Here is an 11,357-nt window from a genome sequence, read left to right as displayed (position 1 = left end):
ATGAGCAATACAAATACAGCATTGACACCGTCAGACTCAGCTTTTTCAGTGATCCCATTTACATTTAAAGATAATAATATTAACGCATCATGGGAAAAGGATAATATAGCTTTATCAATTAATGGTCCTGATTTAATTATTACAACAGGTGATGGGCGTAAATTAATCTTAACAATGGGGGCAGAATTAGCCTCTTTTCATGGTGGAGTTCTTTCTCTTGCATTTAATGATGGGAAAAAGCTAACTTCTTATGATATTTTAAGCTTAGCACATGTGGAAGAAACTTCTCCAAATATTATTGAGACAAATGTTCCCGATCATAATGTTACTAAAGATGATGAGCAAAACGCACATAGCACTGAGGATAAAACTGTCGATGTCACAACTAATATGACTGATAATTTTGTGGTTATTGATAGTAGTGGTGGTGCTGACATGTCGACTGCTGATGTTGAGTCATCGCTGGATGAAATGATGAATATTGATATGGAGATAACACTTAACAAACTCAAATCGCCGAATTCTACAATAATGCTTAAGAAAAGTTCAACATTATCTTCGAGTTCCGATTCATCTAATAACGAATCTAATATCGATGGTATAGCGCCAATGGTTGAAACAAAACCACCATCAAAGGAGAATTTGGCACCAGAAATGCCGAAAGTCAAGCTTTATCAATGGGAGGGGCTAATTGATGCTGCTCAGCATGTTGTAAATGTAGGTAGTGGTAATTTAGTTGCTAGGACAACCGATGGTGCTAGTGAACAATATTCAAATACTGTTGTTGATCTTTCGACAGAAAATGCTAACTGGACTATCGATGTCACAAATAGAAACTATATTCAAGAGGGTAAAATTCTTCGTATTATTTCTTTTGATGATGCGCAAACTATTGATAGCATAACTGGGCTTCCTCAGGGATATGAAATTATCAAAGGAGGTACTCCTCAAGGTGATAAGTATGGCTTATTACCAAATGAAGCTATCCTTTTATATCCTGAAAATCAGATTAATAAATTTGGTGTGAATGTTACCTATACCGATAAAAATGGTGTAACAAAAACAGAAAATTTTAATTTTTCTATTGTCGAATCTCCTTCATCGATTGTTGATATGGATGGAAACCTTCTCTTATCAAGTAAGCCTAATAATGTACATGTCATTGGTGGTGCGGGTGATGATGTAATTATTGCCAGTAATTCCAAGGATATTTATGATGGTGGTGCAGGTGTAAATACTGTTGATTACTCTAAAGTAAAAGGGGATTTAATTTTTGATTTAAATGCTAATATGGTTTCAGGTGCTGCGAATCAAGAACTCAAGAATATTCAAAATATTGTTGGTAATGATGGTAATAATACTTTCATTGGAGATTTAAATACTGATAATAAACTCATTGGCGGCGCTGGCAACGATGTTTTCATCGTTGGAGGTGGGAATGCTAATTATATTGATGGTAAAGAGGGTATTAACACCTTAAGTTATGAAACAACAGCCAAGGGTATTAATGTTGATTTAACTAAAGGATCTGTTACTGATAGTATGGGACGTAATGATACCGTTAAAAATATTAATAATATTACTGGTACGCATTTTGATGACATATTAAAAGGTGATGATAAAGATAACATTATTATTGGTAATGGTGGAAATGACACTTTAATTGGAATGGGTGGAAATAATACCTTAATTGGTGGTAATGGGGGTAATGTAACAGCAAGCTATGAATATGCAACCAATGGAATTGTCGTTAATTTAGCGAATAGTGTAGAGCAAGTCGAAGCTAATGGCTTCGGTGGAAAAGATACTCTTAAAAATATTCAAACAATTATAGGAAGTAATTACGATGATTTATTTGTAACAGCAAATGGTAGTATGACTATTTATGGCGGAGCAGGTAATGATATATTCAAAATTAATGGTGATACAACAAGCCGTGCTGTAATTCATGGCGAATCAGGAAATAATATTTATATTGCAGGTAAAGGTTATAACACTTATATAGGTGGGATGGATAATGATACCGTTGATTATAGTTTGGCAACTTCTGCAATTAATATAAATTTAAAAACACAGAGAGCTTACTCAAATGGCTTTGGTGGTACAGACCAATTGGTCGGTATTAATGGCATTATTGCTACAAATTTTGATGACCATCTTACCTTAAACGATAATACTGACTATAAGATAAGCACTGGTAATGGTAATGATTATATTATAGTGGGTAAAGGTAGTATGAATAATCATTACGATGGTGGCGTAGGTATAGATACATTAGATTATAGTAATGTTAGTAGTAATATTGATGTTAGCTTACAAAATAATATCGCTAATAAAAATGGCTCAGAACAGAATGGTAAATATGGACAAGACATTATAGAAAATATCGAAAATATTGTTGGTTCAGCATTTGATGATGTTATTGAAGGTAATGCAGAAAATAACAAAATAACACTAGGTGGTGGTTTTAATAATATCATTTATGGATCATTAGGTAATGATGAGATTATTGCAAAAGCAGGTGGAACAAACACATTAGATTATAGTCGTTATTCAAATAACGTTGGCCAAGGTGATGGAATAAAAGTAGATGCTGTCAACGGTAAAGTAATCAAAGTTATAAATGGTCAACAGTATGAGGATACTTTCACCAATAATGCCTTTACAAAGTTTGTTGGTACGGCTAACAATGATATATTTTTATTGGATAAAAGTACAACTTTAATAAATGGGAATGGTGGAAAGGATACTATCATATTGTCAAATACCATGACTGGTCGTTATATGATAGATCTTGAAAACCAAATCATTACAGGCAGTAGTAAGGTAAGCATGAACAGTATTACTAACGTTATGTTAATGACAAGTGGTAGTGCAGAAATTAACGGTAATAAATCAATAGGTAATAGAATTATTGGTGGCTCTCAACATGATCATATTCGTGCAAATGGCGGCGATAATATTATTGATGGTGGTGGTGGTGATGATTGGATTTTTTATGATTCAGGTAACCAAGGTGTTATAGTTACTTTAGATGAAAATGGTAATGGTACTGCAACTAATGGTTTTGGTGGACATGATAAAATCTCTAGAATCAACCACATTAGAGGCTCACAATACGATGATGCTCTAACTGGAAAGGGACTTTTAGTTGGAGGTGCAGGAAATAATAAATTAACTGGTGTAGGTTCAGATGCTGTTGTAGATTACTCTTCGGTCAGAACAGGGCAAGGTGTCGTAGCTAACCTAGAAACAGGTAAGGTTTCTAACAATGGATATAATGGAGTAGATTCGCTTAACAATATTTATTCAATAATTGGTACTGATAACAGCGATATCATTTATGGAAGTCATTTAGATGACCAAATTTATACTCGAGATGGTAATGATATTGTTTATGGAAGTGCAGGTAATGATAAAATCGTTAATGGTCATAATGCAGCTTCTGGTACGACAACTTTGGATTATCACTTAATAAGTGAAGCTATTAAAGTTGATATGTCAGCAGGTAAAGTTCATAAAGGTAATTTGGGCGATGATCAAATTTATTTTATCACTAATATTATAGGAACTAACCAAAATGATGATTTCCAATTCAAATCACTTTCTGATTTAACTAAATACAAATTGATTGATGGTGGCTTAGGCAATGATGCAGTATCAAAAGCAAAGGGTGTAGGTTCAGGAATCTTTGATTTTACCACACTTGATAATAGCTTATTTAGACATATAGATGTGTTCAATTTTAAAGATAATGTTAATGGCGATTTTATTATTGTTAATATTGATGATCTATTTAAAAATATGGATAATAATAATATCCAATTTGATACAGATAGCGCTGATTCGCTTCAAATCCTTGATAGCATGGGGACATGGGTTCATACTGAAGTTGCTGCAGGAATTGATCAGTGGACTGACGGTACCCATACATTAACTTGGAATCATGTATAGGTATTAAATATCTTTATGAATAGTGAATTATCTTCAAATACTTTAAATAATTCGAGTATTTCACAATTAAAGTCGGTCTTATCTGGGGCTGCAAAAAAACTATCCTTACCTATTGGTCAATGGGAGTGGCAGGAGCAAGTCGATAAGCTAGATGAAAATATAACTCAAGAAACATTGTTTGAATTAGCTAAAAAATACCTTGGTATTGAGTTGTTTCCTTGTTCAAAAGATCATAATGCAGTTAATAAAGGTTTATATGTCGCTTTTGAAGAAAATACAGGATGGCTTTTACTTTCCGTTCGATTTAATAAAATTAAAAATGAAAAGAATGTAAAGTTAAAGCAATTGCCAGAAAATACTTGGCGTGTTTTACCAACAGAAAGGCAAAATAGGTTAACTTGGCGTTCTTTATTAGTGCTTGGCCAAAAAGAAAATAAAATTATTTCACGTCTTTTTTGGACAACATTAATTATAAATTTATTTATTATGATTATTCCTTTGTATCTAAATGCTATTTATGATCGTGTTATTCCTGGGCAGGCAGATGCATCACTTTGGACACTTTCTTTAGGTGTAATACTTGCAATTTTTGTAGAGTATTATTTCCGAATGGATCGAATAAAATTAGGTTGCGAATATTCATCGCTTGTTCAATATCGACTAGAACCAAAAATTATTTTAGAACTTATTCAAGTCATGCCTAGCGTTACAACGCAATGGGGACGTAAAGTTATTGAAGCAATGAATAGCTGGAATCAATTTAGAATGCAATTTTTGGCATTTTTTTCTAGTACAGTCTTAGATTTAGTATTTAGTATTCTATATTTTATTGTTATTGCGATAGTTGCTGGTTGGTTGATTATTGTACCTATTGTTATATTTATCTGTGCAATAGTTCGTATTACACTTTTTTATTACGAAAATAAAGCTATACAAACTATTAATGCGCAGGTTCCTTTCTCTTCAACAACTCTTGAATATTATCAATCTTCAGTTGCTTACAAAGAAGCAGCATACACATTTTTAGCTGGTAACGAAAAAGCACAACAAAATGAACAAAAAAGATTTATTATTCATAATCGTTGTAGCTCATTTTTAATGGGACTAATGAGCTTACAGACTGTGCTAGCTGTTATTGTTGCCTTTTATCTTATTCAAACAGGCAATATGTCACCAGCGGGTTTATTTGCAACAATTATCATTGGTGGGCGTTTAAGTCAACCTCTCTTCTCGTTAATGCATATGTTACCAAACCTCCAACGTATGACTAGCTCAATGAATCAAATAAATGTTCTTCTAGATAAGGAACAAAGTGAAAATGGATTATTAAGTGGATTTAATGGTCCAGAAAATGGTTGGAGTGCATCAAAAGTTAGTTTTAAATATCATCCCTCATTACCATGTTTAAATGATATTAGTTTGCAAATTAAGCAAGGCGAGCGTATTGCTATAGTTGGTGGTCCTGGGGCTGGCAAAAGTACATTACTAAAACTATTACTAGGTATTTTAGGTGCAAATGAAGGTAATATAACTTGGAATGGCTTTATGTTAACCAAATCAATTGCAGATTCGTTACGTAGTGAAACCCACTATCTATGGCAATATAGTGGTATTATCGGTGAAACAGTTTATGAATATCTTACTTTAAATAATGAGCCTAACCAAATTACGCATGAGCGAGCTCTTGAAGTATTAAAACAAGTTAATTTACATAGTTTACTCCCGTTTTTAAACAATGGGCTTGATACTCATTGGCGTCAATTGCCTGTTCCTTTAACAATATTACAGCGTCAAAAGTTAGCTTTAGCACGATTTATATTATCTCCGCATACAATATCACTCCTTGATAATCCAACAGCTGAGTTAGATCCCAATTCCGAAAAATTGCTATTAGCTCAGTTAGAATTACGTGCAAAAGAAGGACAAACAATGATTATCGCAACAGATAGAACTAATCTACTTAATTTTGTCGATCGTGTAATCATGTTAAATAGCGGTAATATCGTTTTTGATGGTAATAAACAAGATTTCCAAGCTTACTTACAAAAAGCACAATCTAAATAGATTGAAAATTCTTTAACATATTACGAATCTATATATCATTTATCAATGATATATAGATTTTTGAATATTGAAAAATATCATATAAAATAAATGGTTAGATTTGTTTTCTCTTTTATATTATTATGTTGAAATTTTCCAAATTTATAGATTAATTATTTTGAGTTTATCATTTAGTAAGCCTTAATAATTGTTTTATCAAATCACTATTGCATCAATTTCTATTAATAGAAAGAATTTTTCAAATATAATATTAAAAAATTTCAGTAAAATACTATTAAACTATTCATAAATTGATTTAGTATTTTTTTTAATTATAAGATAAGATAATTCCCTTTTAAGGCTTTACTTAAAATATCCAGTTATTAATAAGTTTTATAAAATTAATAGATTAAAAATAGAATAATGGGATATATATAAAAATATATCAACTAATTGAATTTTATTAAGAAGCAAAATTAAATGGTGATTAAATAATGATTGAAAAACTGTGGTATGGTAAAAATCGTTTATTTTGGTTACTAATACCATTTTCTTTATTATATGGTTTGATTGCTCTTGTTCGTCGCTTTTTATATCGATTAGGTATTTTAAAACCTTGGCGTTCACCCGTACCTATTATTATTATTGGCAATTTATCTGTTGGTGGTAATGGCAAAACTCCACTAGTTGTTGGTTTAATTGAATCGCTAAAACAAAAAGGATTACAAGTTGGAGTAGTTTCACGAGGCTATGGTGGTAAGTCTGATTGTTATCCTCTTATTTTAAATAAAACAACAACAACCGAACAAGCAGGTGATGAACCTGTACTTATTTATCAACGTACTAATGTGCCTATTGCTGTATCTCCACACCGTTCTGACGCTGTTCAAGCACTATTAAAGCGGTATCAATTAGACGTTATTTTGACTGACGATGGTTTGCAACATTATGCGCTATCGCGTGATATTGAAGTTGTAGTTGTTGATGGAAAACGTTTATTTGGTAATGGTTGGTGGATGCCTGCAGGACCAATGCGAGAACGAGAAAGTCGATTAAAGTCGGTTGATTTAATCATTATAAATGGTGATAGTGTAAATAACCTAGCTCAAAAGTACCCTAATAAAGTCTACACAATGCAATTAGCACCACGATACGCGGTAAATTTGCTTACTCAAGAAAAAAAACCATTATCTTCATTACAAAATATTTGTGCTATTGCAGGTATTAGCCATCCTAACCGTTTTTTTGATATGTTGATTAAAATGCAAATGAATGTAATTAAAACCATTCCTTTTGCAGATCATCAACAATTTACGTTGTTATTGTTAAACGATATTGCAAATTTTGACCAAACTCTTTTAATGACTGAAAAAGATGCGGTTAAATGCAGACAATTTGCTCAAGCAAATTGGTGGTATTTACCAGTTGATGCGGTAATCCCCGTGCAAGTAATTGAGCAGATCTGTTCCTTATTAGATAAAATAAATTCCAAAAGAGAATAAAATATGAAAGAAATACTTTTAAGCGCACTTGCTTGTCCAAAATGCCATGAGCAACTACAGTATGATGCGAATAATCAACAGCTAATTTGTTTAGCTGATAATTTAGTCTATACTGTAAAAGATAATATTCCTGTTTTACTTGAATGTGAAGCAAAGTCACTTAATAAGCCATTATCTACTCAAGAATAAAAAGGCAGGATATTAGTTATGAATTTTTCAGTTATTATTCCTGCTAGATATGGCTCAAGCCGTTTACCTGCTAAGCCATTAGCGGATATTCATGGAAAACCTATGATTGTGCGTGTAATGGAACAAGCGCAAAAATCCTTAGCCAGTCGAGTGATTATTGCAACCGATCATCAACAAGTTTTTGATGTAGTCAAAACGCATGGAGGAGAAGTCATTCTGACAAGTGATAAGCATAATTCAGGTACCGAAAGGTTAGCAGAGGTCATTAATGCTTATCAATTTTCAGATGATGAAATTATTGTTAATGTACAAGGGGATGAACCTTTAATACCACCTATGATTATTAATCAAGTGGCAGAAAATTTGGTGCAATATAAAACAGGAATGGCAACGTTAGCCGTACCAATTAATTCTGTTGACGAAGCATTTAATACTGATACGGTTAAGGTTGTGACTGACAAAGAAGGCTATGCACTTTATTTTTCTCGTGCTACGATTCCTTGGGAACGAGATCGTTTTGCTAAATCGACTGATCTATTAAAACTGCCTAGCATTGGTGATTTTTATCTTCGTCATATTGGTATTTATGCCTATCGTGCAGGTTTTATTCGTCAGTATATTAATTGGGCTCCATCTTTACTTGAGCAAATTGAAATGTTAGAGCAACTCAGAGTACTTTGGTATGGTCAAAAAATTCATGTCGCTGTGGCAAAACAGCCTCCAGCAATTGGTGTTGATACTTTAGAAGATTTAGAAAAAGTAAGAGCGTTATTTAAGGAGTAAGCAATGGCAAACTTTACTGGGTTTACGCAAGATGGGCTTAATTTTTTACAAGATGCTTGGATAAATAACAGCAAACCATGGTTTGAAGAACATCGCGTTATTTATGATAACGATTTAGTTAAACCATTTAGGCTTTTGGTTGAACAATTAGCGCCGGAAATGCTTAAAATTGACGAATGGTTTGAAACTCGCCCAGCTATTGGTAAAACAATTTCACGTATACATCGAGATACCCGTTTTTCAAATGATAAATCACTTTATCGTAGCCGATTATGGTTGACATTTAAGCGCCCCAATAAAGATTGGAAAGAGGCTCCCGCTTACTTTTTTGAAATTAGTCCAAATAGTTATCAATATGGACTTGGCTATTATTGTTCATCAAAACAAACGATGGATATTTTTCGAGATGAGATTCTTAATGATACTAAGAAGTTTTTAGCTATGGCACGTTGTGTCAAAAAACCATTTGAGCTTGTTGGGGAAAGTTATAAACGTCCATTGATCAAAGAACAAGAAGAAAAAGTTGCAACCTGGTATAACCGAAAAAATCTTGCGGTTATGGTGACAAGTAATCATATTGAAGACGTGTTAAATAGTGATTTACCCAAAAAATTAGTTAAAGGGTTTAAACAACTAATTCCACTCTATGATTATTTAATGCGAGTAGAAATGATTAAAAGCATAACAACGCTTTAGTTTTATTAAGTTTATTTTTATATTAGATGTTGGTAAAATTTAATACTAATTCTTTTACACCATTGATTATAAACTGTATTCCAACACAAGCTAATAAAGAGTCCATAATTTTTGAAATAGCTTCAATGCCACTTTTTCTACACAGCGCATTATACTGCTAGCACTTCGTATACAAAGCTAAAGAATAATACATAACAATAAAAGCACTAAAATTAAAGCGGTGTAAACAACTCAAGTTGAAACATCATAGTGACCATTTTTTTCAATTGATTGACTGCAGATAAATAATTATAAATAAAAGAAATATGGGCGTACTTTGACACCCAGTTATTGCGAAAATTAAAATGGAATATCATCATCAAAATCCATTGGGGGTTCAGGGGCTTTAGTATGAGAAGTTGGTATGCTTTGTGTTGAAGAGCGCGCCGCAGTAGGTGCAGAAGAAACATTATTAGCACTTTGTCCCCATTTTTGTGATCCATCTTCAAATGCTTCATTACTATTTCGAGAACCCAAAATTTGCAATGTACCTCCAATTGGATTCACAACAACTTCAGTAGTGTAACGATCATTGCCGGTTTGATCTTGCCATTTGCGAGTTTGTAATTGTCCCTCAAGATAAACCTGAGTTCCTTTTTTAATATATTCTCCTGCAATTTCGGCTAATTTACCAAAGACGACTACTCTATGCCATTCTGTACGATCACGTGTTTCACCAGTTTGCTTATCTTTCCATGATTCTGACGTTGCAATACTAAAATTAGCGACAGCATTACCATTTGGCATATAGCGAACTTCTGGATCTTGACCTAAATTACCCACTAAAATGACTTTATTTATTCCTCGATTTGCCATTATAAACTCCTAAAAAGTGCACATATATTTAAGTGTATTATTGTAGCATGAGACAGCTGTAACATCACCGAATTTAATTCAATAATGGAATGAAATTCACAATTTCCTGTAATACAGAAAAATCAGCTTAACCATAGGAATTTATAGATAGAACGAGTATAATGCCCCACATTTGTTAATAGCGTGTTCTAAAACATTTCCCCTAAAGGAGGAGGCCTTATGATTAATGCGTTTGGACTAAAAAACAAACAATTAGTGAAGATTAATGAAGGCGACATAAATAATGCGACCTGGATTGATTTAATTGAACCAGAAGAAGTCGATCGCGAATTTGTTTTAGCAAATTTAGGACAAAACTTAGCAACAAGTATAGAATTAGATGATATTGAAGCATCAGCTCGTTTTTTTGAAGACAACGAAGGCCTGCATGTTCACTCTTTCTTTTTTTATGAAGATGCTGAAGATCGAGCTGGTAACTCGACAGTTGCCTTCACAGTTCATAACGGGCGTTTATTTACATTACGTGAACGAGACTTACCTGCATTCCGTTTATATCGAATGCGCTCACGTTATCAAACTATGGGTGATGGAAATCCATATGAAGTTTTACTTGATTTATTTGAAGTTAAAGTTGAACAATTAGCAGATCAGATTGAAAATATTTACAGTGAGCTTGAAGAGCTAAGTTTAATTATTATGGATCGTTCTGCACAAGAACACTATGATGAAGCTATTACCTCATTAGCAGAACTTGAAGATACTGCTTGGAAAGTGCGCCTTTGTTTAATGGATAGCCAACGTGCAGTTAATTATTTAGTTCGTCGTGCTAAAATGCCAGCGGAGCAGTTAGAACAAGCTCGTGAAGTTATTCGAGATATTGAATCGCTTGTGCCGCATAATGAATCATTATTTCAAAAAGTAAACTTTTTAATGCAGGCAGCAACAAGTTTTATTAATATTGAACAAAGTCGAATCATTAAAATATTTTCAGTTGTTTCAGTAGTATTTTTACCACCTACAGTGGTTGCCTCAGCATATGGTATGAATTTTGAAAATATGCCTGAGCTTAAATGGGAATATGGATATCCGTTTTCATTACTCTTAATGTTACTAGCTGGCGTAGCACCTTATATATATTTTAAACTTAAAAAGTGGCTATAGGCTTTGGTTATTTTAAATATTTAAGACTTTATCTGCTAAACTTTATTTAGCGGGGTCCAATATAAGTAATACCAATAAAGTTAACCTAGTTAAATTGTTATAAATAATTGATGATATTACTTTCTACAACTGACAAATAAAGTAGCTTGTTATTTAAATTAAAAAATTAATTTA

At 32.8% G+C, this 11,357-nt stretch carries 8 protein-coding genes and 1 pseudogene; 7 read left to right on the top strand and 2 right to left on the bottom strand.

The features are described 5' to 3' along the window. From A9G48_RS03860 to A9G48_RS03835, 6 genes are all read left to right on the top strand, one after another. Positions 1-3,954, top strand: coding sequence for a calcium-binding protein (locus A9G48_RS03860; protein ID WP_034943151.1), 3,954 nt, complete (start codon positions 1-3; stop codon positions 3,952-3,954). 15 nt (positions 3,955-3,969) lie between these two features. Beyond that, positions 3,970-6,018, top strand: coding sequence for an ATP-binding cassette domain-containing protein (locus A9G48_RS03855; protein WP_034943149.1), 2,049 nt, complete (start codon positions 3,970-3,972; stop codon positions 6,016-6,018). Positions 6,019-6,491: 473 nt separating this feature from the next. Then, on the top strand, positions 6,492-7,499 hold the full coding sequence (lpxK, locus tag A9G48_RS03850) for a tetraacyldisaccharide 4'-kinase (RefSeq protein WP_034943147.1): 1,008 nt from the start codon (positions 6,492-6,494) through the stop codon (positions 7,497-7,499). 3 nt (positions 7,500-7,502) lie between these two features. Then, positions 7,503-7,688 carry a Trm112 family protein gene (locus tag A9G48_RS03845; RefSeq protein ID WP_034943144.1) on the top strand — a complete coding sequence of 62 codons (186 nt, stop codon included), beginning with the start codon at positions 7,503-7,505 and terminating at the stop codon, positions 7,686-7,688. Between the two features lie 18 nt (positions 7,689-7,706). Continuing rightward, positions 7,707-8,471, top strand: coding sequence for a 3-deoxy-manno-octulosonate cytidylyltransferase (gene kdsB / locus A9G48_RS03840; RefSeq protein WP_034943141.1), 765 nt, complete (start codon positions 7,707-7,709; stop codon positions 8,469-8,471). Between the two features lie 3 nt (positions 8,472-8,474). Beyond that, positions 8,475-9,167 (top strand): DUF2461 domain-containing protein, encoded by a 693-nt coding sequence (locus A9G48_RS03835; RefSeq protein ID WP_065575805.1) that lies wholly within the window; start codon positions 8,475-8,477, stop codon positions 9,165-9,167. Between the two features lie 22 nt (positions 9,168-9,189). Here A9G48_RS03835 and A9G48_RS12135 read toward each other — a convergent pair. After that, positions 9,190-9,303: pseudogene (locus A9G48_RS12135) on the bottom strand (MarC family protein); the annotation flags it as partial. 203 nt (positions 9,304-9,506) lie between these two features. Next, positions 9,507-10,022, bottom strand: coding sequence for a single-stranded DNA-binding protein (locus A9G48_RS03830; protein ID WP_034943137.1), 516 nt, complete (start codon positions 10,020-10,022; stop codon positions 9,507-9,509). A gap of 219 nt (positions 10,023-10,241) precedes the next feature. On the opposite strand from A9G48_RS03830, the gene corA reads away from it, so the two are divergent. Continuing rightward, positions 10,242-11,183, top strand: a complete 942-nt coding sequence (gene corA, locus A9G48_RS03825) for a magnesium/cobalt transporter CorA (protein ID WP_034943135.1) — start codon at positions 10,242-10,244, stop codon at positions 11,181-11,183. The last annotated feature ends 174 nt before the right edge of the window (positions 11,184-11,357 follow it).

The sequence above is a fragment of the Gilliamella sp. wkB18 genome, assembly GCF_001690875.1.
In the GTDB taxonomy this organism is placed as follows: domain Bacteria; phylum Pseudomonadota; class Gammaproteobacteria; order Enterobacterales; family Orbaceae; genus Gilliamella; species Gilliamella apicola_A.
This window is presented reverse-complemented; position numbering and strand designations above follow the sequence as displayed.